29 protein-coding genes are annotated in these 24,110 nt (G+C 34.9%); 13 read left to right on the plus strand and 16 right to left on the minus strand.

The features are described from left to right. Positions 1–6 precede the first annotated feature (6 nt). The 4 genes from tsaD (at position 7) to HH304_RS19175 (ending at position 2,860) form a co-directional block, all read left to right on the plus strand. Positions 7–1,011, plus strand: coding sequence for a tRNA (adenosine(37)-N6)-threonylcarbamoyltransferase complex transferase subunit TsaD (gene tsaD / locus HH304_RS19160; RefSeq protein ID WP_169684904.1), 1,005 nt, complete (start codon positions 7–9; stop codon positions 1,009–1,011). A 5-nt stretch (positions 1,012–1,016) separates the two neighbouring features. Continuing rightward, complete coding sequence (smpB, locus tag HH304_RS19165) at positions 1,017–1,478, plus strand: SsrA-binding protein SmpB (RefSeq protein WP_271711697.1); 462 nt, start codon at positions 1,017–1,019, stop codon at positions 1,476–1,478. Between the two features lie 75 nt (positions 1,479–1,553). Continuing rightward, a complete protein-coding gene (locus tag HH304_RS19170) occupies positions 1,554–2,351 on the plus strand; it encodes a C40 family peptidase (RefSeq protein WP_169684905.1) in 798 nt (265 codons plus the stop codon). 2 nt (positions 2,352–2,353) lie between these two features. Further along, the gene (locus HH304_RS19175; RefSeq protein WP_169684906.1) at positions 2,354–2,860 is read left to right on the plus strand and encodes an HNH endonuclease; all 507 of its coding nucleotides are present in this window, start codon (positions 2,354–2,356) and stop codon (positions 2,858–2,860) included. Here HH304_RS19175 and HH304_RS19180 read toward each other — a convergent pair. From HH304_RS19180 to HH304_RS19190, 3 genes are read right to left on the minus strand one after another with little or no spacing between them, the layout of a single operon-like run. After that, positions 2,857–4,176: a D-alanyl-D-alanine carboxypeptidase/D-alanyl-D-alanine-endopeptidase gene (locus tag HH304_RS19180; RefSeq protein ID WP_169684907.1), complete on the minus strand. Its 1,320-nt coding sequence runs from the start codon at positions 4,174–4,176 to the stop codon at positions 2,857–2,859. The genes HH304_RS19175 and HH304_RS19180 overlap by 4 nt on opposite strands. A gap of 19 nt (positions 4,177–4,195) precedes the next feature. Further along, on the minus strand, positions 4,196–4,936 hold the full coding sequence (kdsB, locus tag HH304_RS19185) for a 3-deoxy-manno-octulosonate cytidylyltransferase (RefSeq protein ID WP_169684908.1): 741 nt from the start codon (positions 4,934–4,936) through the stop codon (positions 4,196–4,198). A 1-nt stretch (position 4,937) separates the two neighbouring features. Then, positions 4,938–6,278 carry an NfeD family protein gene (locus tag HH304_RS19190; RefSeq protein ID WP_456298951.1) on the minus strand — a complete coding sequence of 447 codons (1,341 nt, stop codon included), beginning with the start codon at positions 6,276–6,278 and terminating at the stop codon, positions 4,938–4,940. A 38-nt stretch (positions 6,279–6,316) separates the two neighbouring features. On the opposite strand from HH304_RS19190, the gene HH304_RS19195 reads away from it, so the two are divergent. The 3 genes from HH304_RS19195 to HH304_RS19205 are packed head-to-tail and all read left to right on the plus strand — an operon-like array spanning position 6,317 to position 8,911. Then, positions 6,317–7,099 carry a DUF4905 domain-containing protein gene (locus HH304_RS19195; RefSeq protein WP_169684909.1) on the plus strand — a complete coding sequence of 261 codons (783 nt, stop codon included), beginning with the start codon at positions 6,317–6,319 and terminating at the stop codon, positions 7,097–7,099. After that, positions 7,089–8,129, plus strand: coding sequence for a LysM peptidoglycan-binding domain-containing protein (locus HH304_RS19200; protein WP_169684910.1), 1,041 nt, complete (start codon positions 7,089–7,091; stop codon positions 8,127–8,129). Before HH304_RS19195 ends, HH304_RS19200 begins: the two co-directional genes overlap by 11 nt. Before the next feature lie 2 nt (positions 8,130–8,131). Then, entirely contained in the window at positions 8,132–8,911 is a 780-nt protein-coding gene (locus tag HH304_RS19205; RefSeq protein WP_169684911.1) for a TIGR02757 family protein, read from the plus strand. Here HH304_RS19205 and pyrE read toward each other — a convergent pair. After that, positions 8,908–9,558: an orotate phosphoribosyltransferase gene (pyrE, locus tag HH304_RS19210; RefSeq protein ID WP_169684912.1), complete on the minus strand. Its 651-nt coding sequence runs from the start codon at positions 9,556–9,558 to the stop codon at positions 8,908–8,910. The genes HH304_RS19205 and pyrE overlap by 4 nt on opposite strands. A gap of 141 nt (positions 9,559–9,699) precedes the next feature. On the opposite strand from pyrE, the gene HH304_RS19215 reads away from it, so the two are divergent. Continuing rightward, complete coding sequence (locus HH304_RS19215) at positions 9,700–10,389, plus strand: NUDIX hydrolase (RefSeq protein ID WP_169684913.1); 690 nt, start codon at positions 9,700–9,702, stop codon at positions 10,387–10,389. Between the two features lie 12 nt (positions 10,390–10,401). Here HH304_RS19215 and coaD read toward each other — a convergent pair whose 3' ends face one another. From coaD to HH304_RS19235, 4 genes are all read right to left on the minus strand, one after another. Further along, complete coding sequence (gene coaD / locus HH304_RS19220; RefSeq protein WP_169684914.1) at positions 10,402–10,869, minus strand: pantetheine-phosphate adenylyltransferase; 468 nt, start codon at positions 10,867–10,869, stop codon at positions 10,402–10,404. Positions 10,870–10,876: 7 nt separating this feature from the next. Then, positions 10,877–11,746 carry a DUF3822 family protein gene (locus HH304_RS19225; protein WP_169684915.1) on the minus strand — a complete coding sequence of 290 codons (870 nt, stop codon included), beginning with the start codon at positions 11,744–11,746 and terminating at the stop codon, positions 10,877–10,879. 25 nt (positions 11,747–11,771) lie between these two features. Beyond that, positions 11,772–12,362 carry a hypothetical protein gene (locus tag HH304_RS19230; protein WP_169684916.1) on the minus strand — a complete coding sequence of 197 codons (591 nt, stop codon included), beginning with the start codon at positions 12,360–12,362 and terminating at the stop codon, positions 11,772–11,774. 63 nt (positions 12,363–12,425) lie between these two features. Continuing rightward, positions 12,426–12,932 carry an NUDIX domain-containing protein gene (locus HH304_RS19235; RefSeq protein ID WP_169684917.1) on the minus strand — a complete coding sequence of 169 codons (507 nt, stop codon included), beginning with the start codon at positions 12,930–12,932 and terminating at the stop codon, positions 12,426–12,428. Between the two features lie 42 nt (positions 12,933–12,974). Here HH304_RS19235 and HH304_RS19240 point away from each other — a divergent pair, with 42 nt between their 5' ends. Both HH304_RS19240 and HH304_RS19245 read left to right on the plus strand, forming a co-directional pair. Next, a complete protein-coding gene (locus HH304_RS19240; protein WP_271711698.1) occupies positions 12,975–14,375 on the plus strand; it encodes an ATP-dependent DNA helicase in 1,401 nt (466 codons plus the stop codon). Between the two features lie 54 nt (positions 14,376–14,429). Beyond that, positions 14,430–14,825, plus strand: coding sequence for a DUF1573 domain-containing protein (locus HH304_RS19245; protein ID WP_169684918.1), 396 nt, complete (start codon positions 14,430–14,432; stop codon positions 14,823–14,825). Positions 14,826–14,857: 32 nt separating this feature from the next. Here HH304_RS19245 and cdd read toward each other — a convergent pair whose 3' ends face one another. After that, a complete protein-coding gene (gene cdd, locus HH304_RS19250; protein ID WP_169684919.1) occupies positions 14,858–15,343 on the minus strand; it encodes a cytidine deaminase in 486 nt (161 codons plus the stop codon). Between the two features lie 90 nt (positions 15,344–15,433). Between cdd and HH304_RS19255 the strand changes: the two genes are divergently transcribed. After that, positions 15,434–16,780 carry a saccharopine dehydrogenase family protein gene (locus HH304_RS19255; protein ID WP_169684920.1) on the plus strand — a complete coding sequence of 449 codons (1,347 nt, stop codon included), beginning with the start codon at positions 15,434–15,436 and terminating at the stop codon, positions 16,778–16,780. Positions 16,781–16,783: 3 nt separating this feature from the next. Here the strand turns inward: HH304_RS19255 and HH304_RS19260 are convergent, their stop codons facing one another. The 3 genes from HH304_RS19260 to HH304_RS19270 form a co-directional block, all read right to left on the minus strand. Next, positions 16,784–17,497 carry a tRNA1(Val) (adenine(37)-N6)-methyltransferase gene (locus HH304_RS19260; RefSeq protein ID WP_169684921.1) on the minus strand — a complete coding sequence of 238 codons (714 nt, stop codon included), beginning with the start codon at positions 17,495–17,497 and terminating at the stop codon, positions 16,784–16,786. A gap of 135 nt (positions 17,498–17,632) precedes the next feature. After that, positions 17,633–18,034 carry a hypothetical protein gene (locus HH304_RS19265; protein ID WP_169684922.1) on the minus strand — a complete coding sequence of 134 codons (402 nt, stop codon included), beginning with the start codon at positions 18,032–18,034 and terminating at the stop codon, positions 17,633–17,635. Between the two features lie 254 nt (positions 18,035–18,288). Continuing rightward, positions 18,289–18,774, minus strand: coding sequence for a DUF2911 domain-containing protein (locus HH304_RS19270; RefSeq protein WP_169684923.1), 486 nt, complete (start codon positions 18,772–18,774; stop codon positions 18,289–18,291). Positions 18,775–19,150: 376 nt separating this feature from the next. On the opposite strand from HH304_RS19270, the gene HH304_RS19275 reads away from it, so the two are divergent. Both HH304_RS19275 and HH304_RS19280 read left to right on the plus strand, forming a co-directional pair. After that, positions 19,151–20,068, plus strand: a complete 918-nt coding sequence (locus HH304_RS19275; RefSeq protein WP_271711699.1) for a glycosyltransferase family 2 protein — start codon at positions 19,151–19,153, stop codon at positions 20,066–20,068. Further along, entirely contained in the window at positions 20,069–21,043 is a 975-nt protein-coding gene (locus HH304_RS19280; protein ID WP_169684924.1) for a glycosyltransferase family 4 protein, read from the plus strand. Between the two features lie 89 nt (positions 21,044–21,132). Here the strand turns inward: HH304_RS19280 and HH304_RS19285 are convergent, their stop codons facing one another. From HH304_RS19285 to HH304_RS19300, 4 genes are all read right to left on the minus strand, one after another. Continuing rightward, entirely contained in the window at positions 21,133–22,260 is a 1,128-nt protein-coding gene (locus HH304_RS19285; protein ID WP_169684925.1) for a glycosyltransferase family 4 protein, read from the minus strand. 82 nt (positions 22,261–22,342) lie between these two features. Beyond that, complete coding sequence (locus HH304_RS19290) at positions 22,343–23,047, minus strand: lysoplasmalogenase (RefSeq protein ID WP_169684926.1); 705 nt, start codon at positions 23,045–23,047, stop codon at positions 22,343–22,345. A 10-nt stretch (positions 23,048–23,057) separates the two neighbouring features. Continuing rightward, on the minus strand, positions 23,058–23,531 hold the full coding sequence (gene rnhA, locus HH304_RS19295; protein ID WP_169684927.1) for a ribonuclease HI: 474 nt from the start codon (positions 23,529–23,531) through the stop codon (positions 23,058–23,060). Further along, a complete protein-coding gene (locus tag HH304_RS19300) occupies positions 23,528–24,100 on the minus strand; it encodes a MarC family protein (RefSeq protein ID WP_169684928.1) in 573 nt (190 codons plus the stop codon). Before HH304_RS19300 ends, rnhA begins: the two co-directional genes overlap by 4 nt. Between the last annotated feature and the right edge of the window lie 10 nt (positions 24,101–24,110).

Here is a 24,110-nt window from a genome sequence, read left to right on the forward strand (position 1 = left end):
TCACTTATGTCAATTAATATATTAGCCATTGAGTCCTCTTGTGATGAAACTGCGGCCTCCGTCATTTCTGATGGAAAGGTCGTAAATAATATAATTGCAACACAAGATATACACGAAAAATATGGCGGTGTCGTTCCCGAATTAGCATCAAGAGTTCACCAACAAAATATAGTTCCGGTAGTTTCCGAAGCTCTCAAACAAGCAAATATAGAAATTTCAGACATCAATGCAGTAGCATTTACCCGTGGACCTGGATTATTAGGTTCATTATTAGTTGGAGTTTCTTTTGCCAAAGGGTTAAGCCTTGCCAGAAATATTCCGATGATTGAAGTAAATCATATGCAGGCACACATTTTGGCTCATTTTATCGATGATCCGAAACCTGAGTTTCCTTTCTTGTGTTTAACTGTTAGTGGAGGGCATACTCAATTGGTAGTTGTCAGAGATTATCTTGATATGGAGATAATTGGTCAGACAAAAGATGATGCTGTAGGAGAGGCTTTTGACAAGGCAGCTAAAATTATGGGATTACCTTATCCCGGCGGACCCTTGATTGATAAGTATGCGAAGGATGGTGATCCGAAAAAATACACCTATCCACCAGCAGAAATACCCGGGCTGGATTTTTCTTTTAGTGGAATTAAAACTGCTATTTTGTATTTTCTAAGGGATGAACTAAAGAGTAATCCGGATTTTATTAAAGAAAATATAAATGATATCTGTGCCGGTATTCAGCAAAGTTTAATTAATATGTTGATTGATAAACTGAAAAAGGCAGTTAAACAAACGGGTATCAAAAGAGTAGCTCTTGCAGGTGGAGTATCGGCAAACTCCGGGCTGCGAAATACGTTACAATCTGAAGCAGAAAAACATGGTTGGGAAACATTTATTCCTGCTTTTGAATACTGCACGGATAATGCCGGAATGATTGCAATTGCTGCCTGGTACAAATATCAGGCAAAGGAATTTGTTGATTTAAATGTATCAGCAGAACCAAGACTAAAGTTTTAATAGTAATGAGTAAAAAAGAAATACAGAAACAAGTAAATATAAAAAATAAAAAGGCCTCGTTTGAGTTTGAATGGCTTGAGCAATTTACGGCAGGGATTGTTCTCAAAGGAACTGAAATAAAATCTATCAGGCAGGGAAAGGCGAACTTGCAAGAGGCTTATTGTGTTTTTCATAAAGGCGAACTGTGGGTGAAATCAATGCACATTTCTCCTTATGAGCAAGCAAGTTTTAAAAATCATGAGCCTAAAGCTGATCGTAAACTACTTCTCAATAAACGAGAAATAGAAAAATTGCAAGGTAAGATGGAGGAGAAAGGGTTGGCCATTATTCCAACGAAACTTTTTATTAATGAAAGAGGCTTTGCCAAAGTCAATATTGCACTTGCAAAAGGTAAAAAGCTTCATGATAAGCGGGATTCAATAAAAGAAAAGGATATCAAAAGAGAACTTCAAAGGCAGCAATTTTAAGCTGTCTTTTTTTTTGGTCATGTTCTGACTCCCATATTTGACTTTCCTTCTGTATATTTAATAGAAATAATTAGTATGGAAAATAACGAAAAAGGTATTTGCAGACTATCTATTATTCCTGTCAGATCTGAACCCCGGCATGCATCTGAAATGGTTACCCAACTTTTGTTTGGAGATCATTATGAAGTAATTAAAGAGGAAAAAGGCTGGAAGAAAATAAAGATTGCCTTTGATGATTATGAAGGGTGGATAGATGGTAACCAATTTCATGGTATCTCAAATGAATATTATGACCAGATAGCTTTTTCTGATTTTAAAGTGTCAACAGAGAAAGTCTCAACCATTTTATTTAATAAGCATTCACTGGATATCGTGATGGGAAGTGTCCTTCCTTTATCAACCAATGAGTTGTTTAAAATGGAAGAACAGATTGCTTTTAATGGTGAATCGAAAAGTATGGCCACTAAAGGTACTGCCGAGGATATCAAAAATACAGCCCTGAAGCTTAATAACTCACCGTACCTATGGGGAGGTAAGAGCCCATTTGGGTATGACTGCAGCGGATTTGTTCAGATTGTATATAAGATAAATGGATATTTTTTACCTCGCGATGCATCACAACAAGTTAATAGTGGTGTAGGAGTGAAAGATCACAATGAAGCTGAGCTGGGAGACCTTGCTTTTTTTGTTAATGATAAGGGAAAGGTAGACCACGTGGGTATTATTCTTGATGGAAATACAATAATTCATGCCTCCGGTAGGGTCAGGGTCGATGAACTGAATGAAAACGGAATTTTTAATAAAGAAAAAAATATTTACACTCATAAAAAACTTCATGCCATAAGACATGTTTTAAGAAAAAGAAAGGAGTAAGGATGAATCAAAAAGTCCTTTTATTAAATCAGGACTACAGTCCTTTAGCTGTTTGTACAGTTAATAAAGCATTTATTTTGCTATTTCTGGATAAGGCAGAAATGGTTAGAGAATTTGCAGGAGAAGCGTTACATTCTGTAACCAGGACTTTTCCCAAACCTGCTGTTGTCAAACTTAAAAGGTATATCAACCTGCCTTACAAAAATGTAATGTTGTCCAGGAAAAACATTTTTAAACGCGACGATCACAAATGTCAGTACTGTGGTAAGTCCTCAGATCTTACAGTCGACCACCTGGTTCCCAAAGCCAAAGGAGGGAAGACTACCTGGAGTAATTTGGTTACTGCATGCAAAAGGTGCAATACCGTAAAAGGAAATAGTTCTCCCGAGGAGGTGGGTCTCGAATTAAGACGTCAACCATACAGACCTAATTACCTGCTTTTTCTAAGGGATTATGTCGGTGAACAAAATAAAGAATGGGAAGATTTCTTTCCCAAAGTCAGTGCCTAGTAATTTTCGTGTATAACCTTGAAGATGGTTTCCATCTTACCTTTTACAATGCTGGTTTTTTCAGTATAATGATTGTTCATGAAACTAAAAATCAGCGTTTTACCACTTTTGGTTTTTATATATCCGCTCATGTTGAAGTTATTATTCAAACTACCGGTTTTTCCCCATAAATAAGGATTGTCAGCAGTATCCTTGAGGAAATATTTTAATGTTCCGGTTTGTCCTGCTACTGGAAAATAAGACATAAGCTCTTCTTTATCTTCAAACTCATCATAAAGCAGGTCAAGAATAGTAACGAAATGTATCGGTGAGAACAAATTATATCTTGATAGTCCGCTTCCATCTCTCCATATCGGGGCTTTTTCCCATTTTTCTGCAAGTGTATCCTGCATCTTTTTGATAATTAGTTCTGTGGAAAGGCTATCTGTATAAAATGAGGAGGCATTGATTAAAAGCTGCTCGGCAATGAAATTATCACTTTCAATCATCATTTTTTTCAATACTGTATCCTTTCTTCCCCCTCGCATTACCAATTCATCCTTATGGTGACTTCTGAACTCCTCTGGCATTCTTCGTATGAAAACCGGCTTTTGAAGTGTGTCTTCTAAAATACAGGTTAACACCTGGTCATCATAATCTAGTGGTACATTCACCGGATCGTCATTGTAGAACATTGAAGGAAAAATCGTAAATGTATTATCAGTGATATTTCGACTTACCCGATAAATACCTCTGCCTCCGTTTTTACTAACCATGGTTGAAGGTAAAAAGTAATCGGGGTAAACGTTAAAAGTGCTGTCTTTACGATTGAAATCCACTCTTAATGCATTTCCACAAACCGGGAAACTTGCTCTTTCATTACTAAAGAAGTAGGTGTAGTCATCCCATGCCCACCCCGGACCGTAATGATCTTCTTCGTAGTTTCCGGTAAGAAATACAATTGTTTTTTCAGTATGCTTAAGATATTCGAGTAAAGGCTGTTCTTCAAAATCAGGATGTAGAAATGTCGGATCACCAGTTCCCATGATATAAACAGTATCACCTCTATAGAAATAATGACAGGATGATAAATACTCGGGAATTAACTTTAGAGCGGTATAAAAAGTGAAAATTTTAACATTCGAAGCCGGATTAAAGAACTTTTTCTCATTAATGCTGGCAATGGTATCGCCTGTTTCCGGATCATAAAGCATAAATCCGGTAAAGTTCTCTTTAAAAAGCTTTACTGTGTCAAATGCATATTCGACTTTATTCTGCCCTTGAGTTTTAAAAATTCCTGTGGTAATTATCAGGATGATGATACAGTATCTGATCATAAAAGTTGGGTCTGTTGTTTTATAAATTTAATTTCTTCTTCACTAATTCAAGGTCTTCAGGGGTATCAATACCAATTGATTCAATGTCTGTCTCGACCATTTTTATTGAATACCCTTTCTCAAGCCATCTTAGTTGTTCTAACGATTCAGCCTTTTCAAGTTTACCTTCAGGAAGTGCAGCTAGTTTTGATAAAATATCTGTTCGGTAAGCATAGATTCCAAGGTGCTTGAAATAGCTGAAATTCTCCAGCCAGTTTTCTTTTTCAGCATTTCTCTGATAAGGAATGGTTTGCCTCGAAAAATATAGTGCATTGCCGGGCTCAGAAACAACTACTTTTACAACGTTAGGATTGAACAAATCTTTTTCATCAGATATTTTTTTCATCATGGAGCCTATTTCAACTTCCGGAGTCAACACCTGACAAAGACTATTAATTTGTTCGGGTTTCAAGAATGGTTCATCACCTTGAATATTGATTGCGAAATCAAATCGTTCTTCAATACCAGAGATTGCTTCGTTGCATCGGTCTGTTCCACTTGGATGGTCATCACGAGTCATAACTGCTGTGCCACCATTTTCATAAACATGATCGAATATTCTTTGATCATCCGTAGCAACAATTACTTTTGAAATAGCTGCCACTTTAGATGCCTGATCAAACACACGCATTACCATAGACCTGCCTCCAATATCAACCAAAGGTTTCCCGGGAAATCTTGTCGAAGAATATCTCGCAGGTATAATTCCTATAATTTTCATTTTATGCCTCGGCTTTTACTAATAAACTGCTTCCCTCATCGCGAATTACGACAATTCTCTGACCTTTTGAAATAAATTCACCTCTTGTATAGGCATCATAGTAATCTTCACCGATTGATACTTTACCACTTGGTCTTAATACGGTGTATGCAATACCATTTTTACCGGTTAGATCTGCCTCATTTTTGACTTTTGATGTATAGCCCAAATCTTTGGTTTCCCGGTAGGCAAGTGAAATTTTATTAAATAATGGAGTTTTATACAGGGTGAATCCACCAACGATCATCAATATTCCTGAAAGTAATGATGATGTTACTACAATTCCCATGGCTCTGACAATGCTCTCAATATTTACAAATTCAAAATTGAAAGTGTCGTTATCTAGCATGACCAATGTAAGGCTGGTGAATATCAGAATTAGACCACTAACTCCTGCAACACCAAACCCCGGGATCACAAATATTTCCAGAGCAAGCAAAATGATACCTATTCCGAATAGAAGAATCTCCCAGTTTTCTGCCAGTCCATTAAGGTAGTATGGAATGAAATATAATACAGCAGCAAGTATAGAAGCGGCAATTGGAAAGCCTACTCCGGGTGTTTGAAGCTCATAATATATACCACCGATCATTATTAAAATTAAAAACCCTGATACAACCGGGTTTAGGACCCATGATATTACCTTTTCACTCCATCCCAATGAGAATTTATCAACTGAAGCGCCTGCAAGCCCTGTTCTTTCAAGAATATCTTCATAACTGGTAACTTCTGCCTCGCAATAATTATATTTTAATGCTTCCTTTGTTGAAAATGTGATCACTTTACCTGCTGTGGTTATACTATCTATTTCTATTGATTCATCTACCATTCCTTCAGCAATAATAGGATCACGCCCCCTTTCTTCTGCCGTTGATCTCATGATTTTGCGCATATAGCTCTGGTATTTATCAGGAGCAGCTTCACCAGTCTGTACAACTACGGTAGCTGCCCCCATAGCCGATCCTGGAGCCATGTAGATACTGTCACAAGCAATACTTATCAAGGCCCCTGCCGAGGCAGCATCGGTATTAATAAAGGCATAAACCGGAATATCAGACTTTAATATTCTTTCTCTGATATCATTGGCGTCCGTTACCAGACCACCATAAGTATCAAGTTCGAGAATAATAGCTGAGTAATTTCCCTCTACAGCTTTTTCCATTCCCAGCTTGGTGTATCTGTTAGTTCTTGGGTCGATTTCCGAATCCACGGTCAAGACAATCACTTTACTGCTATCCTGAGCGATGGCAGCGAAAAAAGTGAAAAAAAATAAAATGTTAAAAAGTTTCAGTTTCTGAACCACTGTCGATTGTTTAATTTTAAGTTGAAATACTAAAATACGTGAAAGAAGTACTTAATTCCACTTTTTCATATACTTTTAAATACCCTGTCTGGCAAACTGTAATAGGATTTCCAACTAATATTCTCGGTATTGAGGTGAGAGGAGAAGGATTCGACGAAGTTTCCTACTATTTATTCGACACAGATCTAAATGAACTGAGTCCGCTAACTTTGAATCTTGATGATCCTTGGTGGAGCAGATTAGCCGCTATTAGTAATGGAAACATAGTTTTACAGGAGTATTCAGGAGAAGGTAACCCTGAAGTGAAGCGAGTTGAAATCTTCAATTCGGGAAAAAAAGTTGCAGAAAATAATGAGGTCCAGTTTGATTATATTGATCTGACTAATGGATCACTGGTTTTTAATTCCAGAAATGATGATAAGAACCAGTTTATTTTTGATCATCATGAAAATAAGTTTATTCCTGGTGATGATGATTATAACCAAAAACAAGCTGAAGGATTAATTTTTCCTGTTCAATATCCTGAAGGAACAGAATATTTTAATGATATAAATGAATTTTTGAGTCTAAAAAGTATTAAACCCTGTGTCGGAGCCGTTGAATATCTGGAGACAGAAAGATTTATTTTAATTTCAGGATATGAGAGAATAGATAAGTTCTTTAAGCATAAACTTTATATCTTTGACGAAGAGGGAAGTTTATTAAAAGAGATTTTATTAGAAAAAGCCGGCAAGGGATTAAGTAAAGATCCTTACTTCATCTTTAACGGCAAGCTTTTTGTGATAGAGGATAAAAATACTATTTCAATTTATGCAGTCTAGATTTTTATTATTTGTATGTAGTGCGTTTCTTTTTTTATCTGCGTTTGTTACGAACGCTCAGCAAACAAGAGAAGTAGATGGAAAGAAGTTTTGGGTTCACATTGTTGAAGCCGGACAAACTGCTTTTTCTATTTCTAAAACGTACGATGTTCCAATTAGCGATATTGAAAAATACAACCCTGACTTTAGTAAGGTGATTAAAGTTGGTCAGGAAGTATTAATTCCCAAGGGTAATCAGGTAGTGAGTAATTCACAGTCTACAAATAGAAAAATTCATACTGTTAAGAAAGGAGAGACCCTGTTTTCGATTTCAAGACAGTATGACATAACTGTAAATGAAATTAAAACCTGGAACGGACTAAATGAAAACGCAATTGATCTTGGTCAAAAGCTTTTTGTGTCTCCAAATGGAAGGTCTCAGGCTACAAATGCAAATTCAGAAGAAAACACCACTCCTAAAGCAGCAATTAAAGGTACTCATGAAGTAGTTGCAGGGGAAACACTATACCGAATTAGTAAGCAGTATGGTGTAGAGGTTGATGATCTTGTTAAATGGAATAATTTGACAGATAATGCAGTTTCGATAGGACAGGTTTTAGTGGTGACATCTCCTGATGGTTCCAAGCCAGTAAAGCAAACTCAGGAATCGAACACTCAAACTACAAATAATAATACTGCAACGGCAAGTACTAAAACAGAACCTCAGACTGAAAGAGAAGTCTTTACTGTACCTGCAATAGATGTTCAAAATCCGGAAATCAAAAAAGTAGTTGAAAAAGGTGTTGCCGAAGTGATTGAAGGAACTGATAAGAATGAGAAATATCTTGGTTTGCACAAAACTGCTCCGGTAGGTACTTTGTTAGAGGTTATTAATGAAGAAAACAAGCGAAGAGTATTTGTGAGGGTTATTGGAAAGCTTCCGGAAAATACAAACGTCGATGTGATTCTACGAATGTCCGAGAGAGCATACCAACGTCTGGGCGCATCAAATAAAAAAATCAGAGTGCAGATTTCTTACTTTCCATACTAATAATGGAATTTTCTATTGATGATGTGAAGGATCATCTGGATGCAGCATTTGAAAAATATGCACGTCCGGAGTTTATTGATTCTGATCCTATTCAGATACCTCATTTATTCTCAAAGAGGCAAGACATTGAAATTGCCGGGCTTTTTGCTTCTACACTTGCCTGGGGGCAGAGAAAAACCATCATTAACAAGTGTACTGAACTGTTGGGGTTGATGGATAATGCCCCTTATGATTTTGTGGTTAACCATAGCAAAGATGAATTGAATAGATTATCATCTTTTAAACACCGCACCTTCAATAATATTGACTTATTGTATTTTGTTAGATTTCTAAAGGAATGGTATTCGACTAATGACTCACTTGAATCTCTTTTTTACTTTCCTGCAGATCAAAATAACGAACCAGTTAGGCAAGGGTTAATCAATTATCATAAAACATTCTTTTCACTTCCTGAAGCTCCTGAAAGAACAAAGAAGCATGTTAGCACACCTGAAAGGAAAAGTGCTTGCAAACGTCTTAATATGTATTTACGGTGGATGGTAAGACCAGATAAGGAAGGGATTGATTTTGGAATATGGACAAAAATCAATACTGCCGATCTAATATGTCCACTTGATGTTCATGTGGAGAGGATAGCCAAAGGTATGAACCTGCTTACCAGAAAACAATCAGATTGGTTAGCTGCGAGTGAGTTAACAGAGAATTTAAAAAAGATAAATCCGGAAGATCCGGTAAAATACGACCTTGCCCTTTTTGGTTTGGGGGTAATGGAAGGCATTTAAGCCTTCCAGTTTTCAGGGTCTGTTCTCCAGGATTTTAATGATATTAATTCATTTTCTTTTACAAGTCCACGGTTTAATGCTTCATTAAGCATTGCTGAGTAGTCACTAAGTGAAACTAGTTTAATTCCCGCTTCTTTAAAGTTATTTTCTGCGATTTCAAAGCCATAAGTGAAAATCGATACCATTCCTAAAATTTCTGCTCCAGCTTCTTTCAATGCTTCGGCAGCTTTTAGTGAGCTTCCGCCAGTAGATACCAGATCTTCAACTAAAACCACTTTTTGTTTTTTATCAACTTTTCCTTCGATCATGTTTTTCATACCATGGCCTTTAGGTTTTGACCTGATATATAAAAATGGTAGATCAAGGATGTCTGCCACCAAAGCACCCTGAGGAATTCCTGCTGTAGCAACCCCTGCAATAGCTTCAACTTCCGGAAAGTTATTCCTGATAGTTTCAACTAAAGCATTTTTTAGGTAAGTACGGGTGTTTGGATATGATAAAGTAATACGATTATCACAATAAATGGGTGAGTTCCATCCAGAAGCCCAAACAAAAGGCTTTGAAGGTGAAATTTTCACAGCGCTTACTTCGATAAGTTCTGAGGCTGTTTTTTTTGCTGTATCCTGATTAACACTTACATAATTCATATTGCGAAAATAATCAAAATCATTCAAGCAGTTTTAATTTTTATATTTGTTTTAAGTATCGTATTCTTGCTACAGGTAAGATACTTGATTATCTTACTGAAATCATTACTTGATATTGTGTAGAATTTCATCTGTTAATTAATGAAAGTTTTTATTAACGATAATCCTGTTTATTTCAGAGGATTGGAATCAGATGATCATCATGTGTATGATCACGTTGTGGACGGAGCAGAATTTGACCTGGCACATGCTAATCTAGTTGATAATTTGCTTATTAGAGCAGCGCAAAAGGAACATATCGATCAAGTGATTGATATATTGTCAGGCAAGAAAGCCAAAAGATTGAACTCAATAACATTTTTATTCGATGATAAGGATGCCGCTATAGATTACTTTAAGAGTAAATTCAAGATCATTAAAGCTGCAGGAGGAATTGTTAGAAAGGATAAAAAAACTTTGGCAATCTATAGATTAGGCAAGTGGGATTTTCCTAAAGGTAAACTTGAGAAAAAGGAAACCCCAGAATTAGGTGCGGTAAGAGAAGTTGAGGAAGAATGTGCTATAAAAGTCAGGCTTAAAGATAAAGTGGTGAAAACATGGCATACCTATGTGTTGAATGGTAAGCGAATCCTGAAAAGAACAGACTGGTATTTGATGGATTGCCTTGATGATTCAAATATGACACCTCAATTGGAAGAAAAAATCACAGATATAAAGTGGCTTACCAAAAAGGAAATGGATAAAGCACTGTTTTCTAGCTATAGATCAATACGATATATCTATCAGAAGTATCTGAGAGTATTAGAAGAACAACAAGTTAAAATAGAATAATATTTCTAAGAATTATATTTCGTAAGGGAGGTACTTTGAAACATCAGCACCGTAACGATGGATCTCCCTTATGATTGTTGAGCTTATAGCTGCAAATTCAGGAGATGTTATCAGGAAGATTGTTTCAAGATCCGTATTAATGTCTGCGTTTACCTGGGATATACTATTTTCGTATTCAAAATCAGTAGTGTTTCTTAGGCCCCTGATTAAGAATTTAGCATCCATTTTTTGTGCTAGAAATGCTGTAAGCTCATTATAGACTACTACCTCGACTCTATCTCCGTATTCGGTAAACGATTCTTTGATTTTCCCTACCATCAGGTCAATATCAAAATATCTGGTATGTTTACTTGTGTTATGCCCAATAGCAATTACAACAATATCAAAGATCTTAAGTGATCTTAATACAATATCTTTATGTCCATTGGTGAATGGGTCAAAAGATCCAGGAAAAATAGCGGTTTTTTGGTTTTTAGTCATTTCTTGTTTAGGCACAAGCCTGGATAGCCATCAAATCAAAATAATGATGATCTTCAGCAACGTCGAATACAAAACCACACTTTAGGAATTGTGGTCTTCTTCCAAATGATATGTTTCTTATGTATTGATATAAAAGTTTGAAGTCTTCATGCTGGCTATCTGTATCACCCCAGATTACAACTCTGGTTTTGTGCTGGTCAAGACCAAGCAGGTTGAAAACAAACATAGAATATTTTAATACTGCTTCAGCTGTGTTCGTTTTGAATTCATTATAGAAAACCATCTTATTGTTTTCCAGTACAGCTATTGATACTCCTTCCTTTGACTTATTCAAAAAGACAGTTGGTTCATTTGTCTTATCATCGTACTTATGAATTGTCTCGATGAAAGCAGCGCTTGGGTGAACAAAATGAACAGGAATTGTAGTATATACGCCTTTAAGCCATTGTACTAGATCTTCATTGACACTAAAAACAGTAACAATATCTGATTGAAGATGCTTGTAATACAAAACTTCATCATCCTGATCGATAATACCATTCATCGAAAGATGATCAGCGGCGTTATCTTTATCAAATAATTCTGAAGGTACATGAGTGAAAGGACATTCCTTAACAGCAACTTTTACTACTTTCCAGAACCCGGCCTTTAAGAGGTGGTGTTCTTCAAATATTTTGTCAAGGATTTGGAGTAAATCCATTGGTGAGGAAACCTCCGGATATTCAAATTCTTCAATAATTAAGCAGGAGTTATCTCTGGTATTCGTTACGAACATCCTGAAATCACTCCTGCCTATTAATAGACTGAGCGTATAATCTTCTAAGTGTTCAATATTAAAACGTGAATCCTTAATTTTTTGTACGCTCTTGTAAGTCATATGAAGTCTTGTTTATTAAAAAATATTATTCCCAGTTACCAGATAAAGAAGCATCAATTAATGAACCAAATCTTAATGGTCTTCTACCAGGAATATCGTTATCTTCTTTTCTTGATTTGTCAAATGGAGCAGGGTCTACAACCTGAATTAAAGGAACTTTAACAGGGCCTTTGATTTGGATTTCAGTTTTCATTTCGAAAATTGAACCGTTTCCATAAGGCACATATTTAAGTTTCGCTAAGTCAAAATTAGGAGCTTTTCTAGAATTGAAAAGTGAATCCTGAACTCCTCTGTAACCCAAAGTATCTAACTCTACAATAATACTGTCAGCACCATATTCAAGAGTTACGATTTGCTCGTTTCTTTCAACGATGTAGATTTTACCTGTGTCGATGAATGAAATAAGTGAGTCCCAATTAGCTGTATATTTGCCGTGAGAAGCATAATATGCTTTTTGTGCATCCCTGATTTGCTCAAGGTTTCGGATTACTTCAGTCTCAACTTTCTTGATCTCTTTTCTTAATCTTATCTCGGAATTAATTGAATAATCCCAAATCAACCACGCTAAAATAATCGCGATAATTGTGAATACAACAGTTAAAATCTTGTTAAGCATTACGTCCCAGTTTAATTTTATTTTTGCAATAATATTATTTTGATGTGCAAATCACAACGAAAATTAACTATTCTTTTGGTTTGAAACAACTGTTGTCAATTGTGAAATTGTTTTTAATTTCTCGAAATCACCTTCAATATTAAAAATTTTATGTTTTCTATAACTTTTTATATTTAATAATTCAATTTCTGAGTACCATTCAAGACCTAATATCATTTGATTGTATTCAGGTAATTCAGGGTCTGTGCCCATTACCGGATTTCCATTATAATTTTCTACATGGAAGAAGTGTTCAATTGCATGATAAGGGCCTTCAATAAATTCGTTCATAAATTGATAATTGGCCTTGGTGATATTTAAATTGGTTTCTTCTGATATTTCGCGTTTTAGGGCTTCAAATAAAGTCTCCCCAAATTCAACTCCACCACCCGGAGGTAAAAGAAAATATTCATTATCCAGTAAAAGGTGTTTATGCTTTATTAATAGTATTCTATCTTCATCATCGAAGATTAAACCCATTACCCTGTTGCGAATCTTTTTTGTAAAGCCGGTGATTTCTTTTTCAGTCATCTTTTGATTTAACTAATTTGCTAAAAAAATAATTAAATCCAATTGGGAAGAATAAAAGATCTTATAGTTAAAAACTTTCCTTTTGATCCTACACCGGATCAGAATTCCTTTCTTGAGGTATTCGAAACTTTTATTAAAGATACCAGTGGTCAAGATGTGTTAATACTAAAAGGGTATGCCGGTACTGGGAAAACTACTGTTTTAAGTGCTATTAATAGGTGTTTAGGAGCTTTTAGGTGGAAGATTATGATGCTGGCTCCTACTGGTAGGGCAGCCAAAGTAATGGCTACATATAGTAAATCCCAGGCTTTCACAATACATAAACTGATTTATAAGCAACAAAATGACCCCGATGCAGGAACACTGAGCTTTAAAAGGCAGCCCAATTATTTTAAAAATACTCTATTTATAGTTGATGAGGCATCGATGATCGGTGATGAATTTAATTTTGGTAAGCAAGGATTGTTAACTGATCTGATGGAGTACGTATTTGAAAAGCCCCAAAATAAAAATAAACTCTTGATTGTAGGTGACCCGGCACAGCTGCCTCCGGTAGGGTTGGAGGAAAGCCCGGCATTAACTGCTGAAGGAATTGAAAAGATTTTGTTTTATAAACCTGAAATCTGTGAACTAACACAGGTAACCAGGCAGGATATTGATTCGGGAATATTACTTCATGCCAATGATATAAGGCACAAGATGTTTAATGGAGTCTACGATCCGGTCTTTAATACTGCAAAATTTACAGATATATTTAAGATGACTACCGAAAGGATGGAAGATGGCCTTAGGTATGCTTATGATAAATACGGTCAGGAAAATACTGCAGTGGTATGTCGAAGCAATTATGCTGCTGTACAATATAATAAGTATATCAGGCAGGTAATTCACTGGTATGAGCATGAAGTTGAGGCTGGAGAGCTGCTTATGGTAGTTCGTAACAACTATTTTTTCCTTCCTGAAGATTCACCGGCTGGGTTTATAGCTAATGGTGATTTTATAGAGGTTATTAAAATGTATGGTGAGGAAGAAATGTATGGATATCGGTTTGCCACCATGCGTTTTCGAATGCTTGATTATCCTGATCAGGAACCTGTAGAAGCTAAAGTTCTCCTTGATACATTGCATCAACCTGAAGCTTCCTTATCATCAGAAGCATCAAGAGAATTGTACATTACAATTAGGGCTGAGCTTGAACAGGTAGCAAAGAATAAAAAGGATTTGAAAGAGCTTATAAGAAGTAATCCATATATAAATGCATTGCAAATTAAATATGCCTATGCTTTAACCTGCCATAAGTCACAAGGAGGGCAATGGGACGCAGTATTTTTAGACAGAGGTTACTTTCCAAAGGAAAAACAGGATAAAGAATATATGCGCTGGATATACACTGCTGTAACCAGAGCAAAAAAGGAGCTTTATTTAATTGAAAAAGTTAAATAAAAGGAACGATATTTGTAATTTAGACGTTAATTAGATTAAAAATTCTTTTCAGTTATGAGAAAATTACCCTTACTACTTTTTATGCTATTTGCTTTTGCTTTTGTAACGAATGCTCAAGAGACTGAAAGCGGACCAAAAATTACTTTTGAACAAACAAAAGTTGATTTTGGTGATATAACAGAAGGAGAAAAAGTTAGCCACGAATTTGTATTCGAAAATACAGGAAACGAAGTTTTATTAATTTCAGAAGTACTTGTTCAGTGTGGATGTACTGCTACAGAATGGCCAAAAGATCCAATTGCTCCAGGTGCTAAAGGATCAATTAAAGTTGTTTTCAATAGTACAAATAAGCGTGGAGTACAAAATAAAGTGGTTACTGTTGTAAGTAACTCTACTTCATTTAGAGATGCTGTTACTTTAAGAACAAATGTTTTGCCGAAAGCAAACTAGTAATAAGAAACTCATTATAAAAACCTGGTCGATTATTCGTCCAGGTTTTTTTTATTAAAAGTGAACGGAACCAAATCCATTACACTATTAAAAAGATTATACTTTCCTTCTTTTGTCCTTAAAAGTATTTCAATCGTATTTTCTTTAGAAAACTCAACCATAACCTGTCTACAGGCCCCGCAAGGAGATACACCAGTGATTTTTCTTTGTCTGTTTTCAGCAAGGACGGCAATTTTTTTAATGTGGATATCCGGAAATTTATGGTGTGCATAAAAAAGTGCAACTCTTTCTGCACAAAGCCCTGATGGGTATGCAGCATTTTCCTGGTTTGAACCTTCTATTATTGAACCATCTTCTAACTGAATTGCGGCTCCAACTTTAAAGTCTGAATAAGGAGCATGAGCTGACTTTATTGCAACTATTGATTTATCTACAAGTTTTTGCCATTCTTCAGGAAGAGCTTCAAATGATTCAAATTCTTTATATTCAATTATATGAGATTTGGTTTTGACACTCATTTGTAAATTATCTTTTTGAAAAATTAAATTTCAGTTTGTCAAGATAATGCTTTTCAACTAATTTGCCTTCTACAATAAACCCAAAATATTATGAAATCAATACTGGTAATAGGTGCAGGGAGATCTTCTACTGCGTTAATCGATTACCTGATCAGGTGCTCGGAGAAAAATCAATGGAAGACTATCGTTGCAGATCTGGATCTAGATCTTGCAAAAGCCAAAGTTGGTGATTCTGATTTTGCTAATGCTGTGGCTCTTGATCTAAATGACCATGAAAAACTTAATTCATTAATTTGTGAGGCAGATATTGTGATTAGCATGGTGCCGGCACATATGCATATGAAGGTGGCTAATTTTTGCTTAAAAGAGTCTAAAAATCTTATAACAGCCTCATATGTGAGTGATGAAATGATGGAGCTTGATCAACAGGTTAAAGATAAAGGATTAATATTCCTGAATGAATGTGGTCTTGATCCTGGCCTTGATCATATGTCTGCAATGAGGATAATCGATGAAATTAAAAGTGAAGAAGGTAACGAACTGACAGCTTTTGAAACTTTTACCGGAGGCTTGTTGGCAGAACATACTGAGAAAAATAATCCATGGCAATATAAATTTACCTGGAATCCCAGAAACGTTGTAATGGCTGGTACTGGTACTGTGAAATTTATTCAGGAAGGGAAGTTTAAGTTTATACCTTATCATAGATTGTTTCGAAGAACTGAGATTATTGAGGTGCCTGAATATGGATTTTATGAAGGTTATGCTAACCGTGACTCATTAAAGTATCTTGATGTTTATAAACTCAGAGGGATTAAAACCTTGTATCGAGGAACTTTAAGGCGTCCTGGATTTTGTAGAGCCTGGGATGCATTTATACAATTGGGAGCTACTGACGATACTTATTTCATGGAAGGGGTACAGAATATGACCCACCGTGAATTTATTAATTCATTTTTGGCTTATAATCCTCATGATTCTGTAGAGTTAAAGTTAGCCCACTATTTAAGAATTGACCTTGATTCGGAGGTAATGCATAAAATGAGCTGGCTGGATATGTTCAAGGAGATTCCGGTAGGTTTGGGAAAGGGAACCCCTGCCCAGATTCTGGAGCATATTCTAAAGAAGAAATGGACGATGAACAGTGATGATGATGACAGAATTGTTATGGTTCATAAATTCAGATATAACAGCAAGCAAGGGGAGCAGGCTATTGATTCATTCATGGTGATCGAAGGTGATGATGCTGAGCGAACTGCCATGGCTAAAACAGTTGGGTTACCTCTTGGTATCGCTGCTGAAATGATTTTAATGGATAAAATTGATGCCAAAGGGGTCGTACGACCAGTGTCTCCGGAGATTTATAATCCTATATTGGATCAATTAGAAAGTATGGGTATAGTATTCAAAGAATATAAATACCAACTGGAATCTTAATGGCTATAGTTTAAGATAGTATGGTTTTAATAAGTCAATGAAGGGTTTGGAGTATTCTCCATTCTCTTCTTTGATTATAAATTCTTCCTCAATAATATCTTCCTCCGAGTGGGCTTTTTCAAAACAACAAATTACTCTAATTGGCTCCTTATCTTTGTTGTCTTTTATAACTACTTTTTTTGTTACTGTTAAATTGTAGAAAGAAGAGATTCTTTCAAAAATACTCATCTGATGTGGAGGGTACATTATATAGGCCTGACCTTCATCGTCCATAAGTTTATTTAAAATCGAAACCAAATCTTCATATGGCAGATCATCATTATGAACGGCATTATTATTTTTCTTATCTGATTTTAAATGATTTTCAAAAAAAGGAGGATTGCAAATAATTAAGTCATATTTATCATTAGAGCTTAGAGCATAATCTTGAATTCTGGAATCTATAAGTTCAATTTTATCATTGAATTCAGAAGATTCAAAATTGAGTTTGGCATCTTTCAGGCTTTCCGGGTCAGATTCTATTGCACTCACTTTTATTTTGGCTTTTTGTGCAATCATTAGGGATAATAGTCCGGTGCCTGTTCCAATATCAAGAACTTTGAGTTTATTTTCAACAGGTACAATAGCTCCAAATATGCATGAATCTGTACAAACTTTCATTGCTGAATGTTCCTGAACAATCTTAAATTTTTTAAACTCGAAGTAATTATTAGCCATCCCGATGGTAGATTTTGTCTGAATCAAAGATAGGAGATTGATTTTCGGGATAAAATGGAGTGTAAGAATATTGAGGTTTTAGAAGATAAAAAAAGGTGTCTGTCTTTTTTTTATAAGATCAGACACCTTCGGTTCTTAGTTAAGGTTAGAACCTGTATATAAGTAGTAGTGATCGTCTCCATCTTTCATGATAAGTTCTGAGTTCTTTAATAATTTATTTAATTGTGTGTCCTCGTTTTCTTCCATGAATTCGTACGTTTTTGAATAGATCACATTGTATGATTCATCCATTATGCTATAAGATGCTTGATTTAAATAACCAAAGTGTTCTTCTAATAGAATTTCATTTTCAATAAACTCAATGGTGAATTTCAAATCATTTTTCTCAACTTTTTCTCCGGCTATTGTGTCAATGGTACAGCAGTTGTCATCATTGTTAGCAGCTTTAGAGATATTTTGAGCACCGATTAGAAGGGCTATCATTACGCCTAGGGTTAACCAGACTGATTGTTTGTTTAAAATTGATGTAGTTTTCATTACTGTAAGTTTTTATGTTAGAAAGTTATTTGTTTACAGTAATGCCAAAGGTGTGCCATAAAATTATAAAATATTGATAATCAGTTATATAAGTGTTAAATGAGTAACTATTTATCAATAAAAGTGTATCAAAAATGAACATTCGATTATCCAGTACGGACAATCGAGTTCGTTTTTGTGATTATAATTAGAATGAAATGAATTATTGCCAGAAACCTGATCGAGGGTATGAATTAACTTTGATAGATTTTATATTACATCGAATCTATATCAAACGACCAGAGGATTTTGTCCCATGCAAAAGTAACATTGCCAAAATCATTTATACTGAATTGCATTTGTTCAACTTTACCAGGTATTGATTTTACAGGTACCTGAAATGAAACGATCACATCTTCTTCCGAAAATATTTCTGATTCTTTTGTGACCATAATTGTCCAGTACCTAGTATTAGGAACGGTAAACAAACTATATCTTCCTGCAGGTATTTGTTTTTGGTTGATTACCGCTGAATTATCTAAGCTTAATATTGGAGGAGATGTAATTCCGGGCTTCCAAACCACGTTATAGGGGATTTGTGTGCCCCATAAGCTTCGACCATTTACCTTTATTTTTTCATATTTAACAGTAATAGTCAAATCATCAATTTTATTTGAAGACATCGAATAGGAAGAGCTATTGGACTGTGAGTATGAGTAAAAACTTATTAATAGAAATACTAAAATGTAAAGTTGTTTCATGATTGCTGTGATTTGTACTATTAAGGTATTTAATGTGATTAAAGAAAACAAGTGTCTAAGTAAATTTTAATAGATATTTTATTCATATAAAGGCAGTTATGATATCTTTAATTACAGTTTGAAAAGACCGTTTATTATCATACTTAATTTTGATTTTTTCGAATTATATTATTGAATTATCATGTGCTTTGTTTTAGCTATGGTTTAATATGATGCGAAATTTCGATTGAAATAAAATAAAAGGGTAATCATTAATGTTCATTGCTAAGACTTGTTGATATTTTCTTATTTTTGTACCACAAGTTAAGAAAATTGTATCTGGTGATAATTGATGCTTTATTTATAGCCGCTGATACTCGAATTATAATAGTAAAATATGAATATTAAGACCTTTGAAAAAGGGCAGATAGATAACCCCAAATATTCAGTATTAATTCCAACCTGGAATAGTCTAGAATATTTAAAACTTTGCATAGATTCAATCAATAAAAATTCTTATTACAAACCCGAAATTCTAATTCATGTTAATGAAGGAGTTGACGGAACTTTGGAATGGTTAAAGGAGCAGGATTATTCTTTTAATTATTCAGAAAGTAATATAGGGGTTTGTTGGTCATTAAACGGTCTTCGTCCGTTGGTAAAGAGCGATTATATTGTTTTTATTAATGACGATATGTATGTGTGTCCTAATTGGGATAAAGAATTGTTTGATGAAATTGAATCACTTCCGAATAATAACTTCTTTTTATCATCAACTTTACTACAGCCACGTCCATTTTGGTGCAAGAGTGTTATTTCACCTGCTGATTACGGACAGGATGTCAAGTCTTTTAAAGAAGATGAATTGCTTAAAAATTATATGAAATATGAGCATCCGGACTGGATGGGAAGTACCTGGCCACCAAATATCATACATAGGGATATTTGGGATCTTGTAGGAGGTTATAGCATTGAATATTCACCGGGAATGTATTCTGACCCCGATTTTTCTGCAAAGTTATGGATGGCTGGCATCAGGTATTTTAAGGGAATATCTAAAAGTAGAGTATATCATTTTGAAGCTCGGTCTACCGGTAGAGTGAAGCGAAACAATGGTAGTAAGCAGTTTCTTAATAAGTGGCATATCACCTCATCAACCTTTATGAATAAGATATTGAAAAGAGGAGAGGTGTTTGAAGGCCCTGCTTCAATTAAAAATTCAAAGCCAATTGATTTTGATATTAAAAGAAGCAAATTGAAAAAGATCCTACAGAATTTCGGAATACCAGGAAATTCTTCAACCTTAATTGACTAAATGATGAATCTAGGAGTAATTCTTCCACATACAAAACTTTATGGAGGTGTAAAACGCTTTCTTGAATTGGGAAATATTTTTGTAAAGAATGGTCATTCTTTCACTGTTTTTACACCAGAAGGTTTAGGTCCTGATTGGTTTGATTTTACTGGTGAAATGGCAAAGCTGGAAGACATCAATGATCATTCGATGGATGCAGTTTTTCTAACAGAGATCCGATATGTTGATATTCTGGCAAATAGTAATGCAAAAAGGAAGGTTTTCTATCACGTAAGAGAAAATGAACCAATGAAAAAGGTTCTTAAGCATCCTGAAATTGAGGTTTTTGCATGTTCATCAAACATATTTGAGCACGATAGAAAAAGGTTTAAATTAGAGCCATTTAAGGCTATTGGCGGAATTGATACAACGCGATACCAGCCCAAAGAGATTTCAGAAGAACAACCGGACACAATTACGATAATGATGTATGGCAGACTTTCTGAAAAAAGAAAGGGAACCATGATTGCTGTCAAGGCTTGTGAGATGATCTATAAGAAAAATAAAAACATTAAACTTTTATTGTTTGATTCTCCGGTAGATGAAAAATCAAAAAGGATGATAGAAGAATTTAATACTAAGATTCCTTATGATTTTGTTTTAAATCATCCGTTTGATAAAAATACTGAGCTTTTTCATCGAGCAGATATTTTTGTGGCTGTAGAAAAGCGTGCAGGTTGGGCGAATACAGTTGCAGAAGCGATGGCTTGTGGTATTCCAGTAGTTGCTACCGAATCTGGAACCAAGGATCTACTGATTCCTGGAGAAACAGGAGTTTTGGTGAAGAGAAACAGATGGTCAGTTAAAAAAGGTATAGAATCAATTTTAAAGGATCCGAAGAAAAGGAAAGAATTCGGGAAAAAAGGTAGAAATAAAATAGAAGAGTTTGATTGGAATAAGTTAGCTGGTGTAATTATTAATCATTTACAAAGCTAAATCTAGTTATTATAGAAAATAAAAAAGGTTTGATTATCGATATTAGATTCTCAAACCTTTTTTTATGATTATGAATTATTGAAGTTCAATTATTTCATTAAGCTGTTATAACAGTTCATTATTTTCTGAGCAGCTATTTCCGCACTGAATATTTGAGCATGCTCAATTCCTTTGGAAATCATTTCTTTCTGAAGGTCTTCACTATCTAAAACTTTTGTAATAGCATTAGCAATTTCTTCAGGGGAGTAGGGGTCAAAGTACTCAGCAGCATTTCCTCCAGCTTCAGGAATAGAACTGGTATTTGATGCTAATACAGGTGTTCTGCTATTCAATGCTTCAATAACAGGTATGCCAAAACCTTCGTAAAGTGAAGGATAAATAAAAGCATTGGAAAGCTGGTAAAGCGCAGCAAGATCATTATCGTTAACATTTCTCAAAAAGTAGAAATATTTTTGTAATCCTTTTGCCCTGATCATTTCTATTGATTCCTTTTTATACCTTTTTCCTGAACCGACAATAACCACCGGAATTTTACTTTCTTCAGGTAAGGCTTCAATAGCTTTGATTAACCCCTTCAGGTTTTTTCTATCGTTGATTGTACCGACAAATAGAAGGAATTCAGAAGGTAATTTATATTTATTTTTCACCATCTCTAATTCAGATGATGGTAATTCTTTTTTGAACTGCTCTCCACAAGCCTGATAAATCACGTCAATCTTTTCTTCCGGAGTACTATAATATTTCATTATATCTTGCTTGGCACTTTTACTGATGGCAACGATTCTATCAGATTTAATACAAGCACTTTGACATTTATATTCATAAATTTTTCGGTCTATGAAAGGGAAATGTTCAGGATGTATTTTGAAAATCAGGTCATGAATTGTTACGATACTTTTAATTCGTGCACTCTGGATATTTGATGGTAATTCATTACTTAATCCATGATAAATATCTAGGTCTTTTTCTTTCAGGATTTTGGTAATGCCATAGGTTCTCCAATATGCCTTCATACTTTTGTCAGGTTGTATGATTTGATATTGGTCAGAACTCTTAAAATGATCTACTACAGGTTTGTCTTTTACTTTTGGTGTGAATAAAAATAATTTGTTGTCCGGATAATTATCCGCAATGCTTTTAATTAAAGTCCTTGAATAGTTACCAAGTCCAGTGAAATTATTAAAAGCTCGTTTTGCATCGTAACCGATCTTAAACATAAAAATGGTTGGGGTTGGTGAATGTTACATAAATAGTATTATTCTCATCAATAATATTAAAATATTGGTAATTACCAAAATTTTATTGCTCACTATCGACAAGTTTTCTGGTTATTTTCAAAAATCCTGCTGCAATTAATAGTTGTGCAAGGCAATATGTACTCATTATCAAAAGTCCAGCCATTGGTAATGCTGTTCCAAATGCATTAATAGCTAACAGGCTATCAGAAAGTACAAATAGACAAACACCAATGAATATGATTTTGTTTTGAGATGTCACCTGATTACCGTATCCTGATGCAAAAATTGCATGAAAGGCCAGTACAATGCCATATATTGTAACAGGGAAAGTCATATCAATTGCCACAGTGGGCAAAATGATATAAAGCAGGACCAAAGTATAGGAGACAATGCCTATGACAACTAATATCGGGACTTTAGAAATAATTTGTTTAGTCGTGATATCGGTATACTTGTGGTAAGATATGATGTAAGCCAGATGGCTGAATAGAAATGCAATAAGACCAAGTAAAAAGTACAGGGAATTGTCTCCCTGAAAGATTAATAGTATATCTCCAAGCCAGCTAAGTCCCAGGGCTACAATTATCCAGAAACTTATAGGGAGATTAATTTTTTTTGAATTTTGGATATAGAATACTGCCACGGAAGGTATTATTAATGCCTTCGAGATGTGGGTGATTAGCTTTAGATCAAGGGTAAGGGCAATAAGATGAGTTAAAGTAACAAAAATAAAAAAAATCGGAAGTGAGGTTTTTTCAGTTTTCATTTAAAAGGGTTTAAAACATATTTGAGTTACCTTCCTGCTCTCTCTCAAACCCCTCATCAATTTTTAAGTCATTACTCTCTGCAGCTTGAACAGCAAGTTCATCACAACGTTCATTAAGTGGATTACCGGCATGTCCTTTTACCCAAACAAATTTCACATTGTGTTTTTTGTATAAAGGTATAAATTTTCTCCAAAGGTCAGCATTTTTTTTGCCATTAAATCCTTTTTTTACCCATCCCCAAATCCAACCTTTACTAACTGAATCAACAACATATTTACTATCACTATATACAGTAACATCCCAGCCTTCTTTTTTTATTTGTTCAAGGCCTTTGATAACTGCCAGAAGTTCCATTCGATTGTTTGTTGTTCGTCTAAAACCTTCTGATAATTCTTTTTTGTGATGCTTGTGTAGTAACACTGTGCCATATCCTCCCGGGCCAGGGTTTCCTCTGGATGATCCATCTGTGTAAATCGTAATCATAGGGCTCCAATGTTTGTTTTTATCAATTTGATTGATATTGCGAGTAATATTATTCCAAAAACTTTACGCATAACACTGAACCCACCAGGACCAATTTTTTTACCAAGCCAAGCTGATGATTTTAATACGATGAAAACAAAAATCAAGTTAAGTACAACGCCAGCCAGAATATTTTGGGTTGCATATTCTGCTCTTAACGAAACAAGTGTAGTCAAAGTACCAGCTCCGGCAATTAAAGGAAATGCCAATGGTACAATGCTCGCCCCGGAAGTATCAATATCTTCTGATTTAAAGAAATTATGGCCCAAAATCATTTCCATACCTATGATTATCATCACAACTGCTCCGGCAAGAGCGAATGACTGAACATCAATACCAAAAAGCGTTAACAATCTTTCTCCAACAAATAAAAATGCTATCATGATAGCTGCCGAAACCAATGTAGCTTTAACCGAGTCTATATGCCCGTGTTGTTTTCGAAGGTCGATGATGATTGGAACACTACCTAATATGTCTATCACAGAGAATAGGATCAATGTGACTGAAATGATCTCTTTAAAATTTAACATTAATGAATTG

It is taken from the genome of Marinigracilibium pacificum (assembly GCF_012926615.1).
Taxonomy (GTDB): Bacteria; Bacteroidota; Bacteroidia; order Cytophagales; family Cyclobacteriaceae; genus Mangrovivirga; species Mangrovivirga pacifica.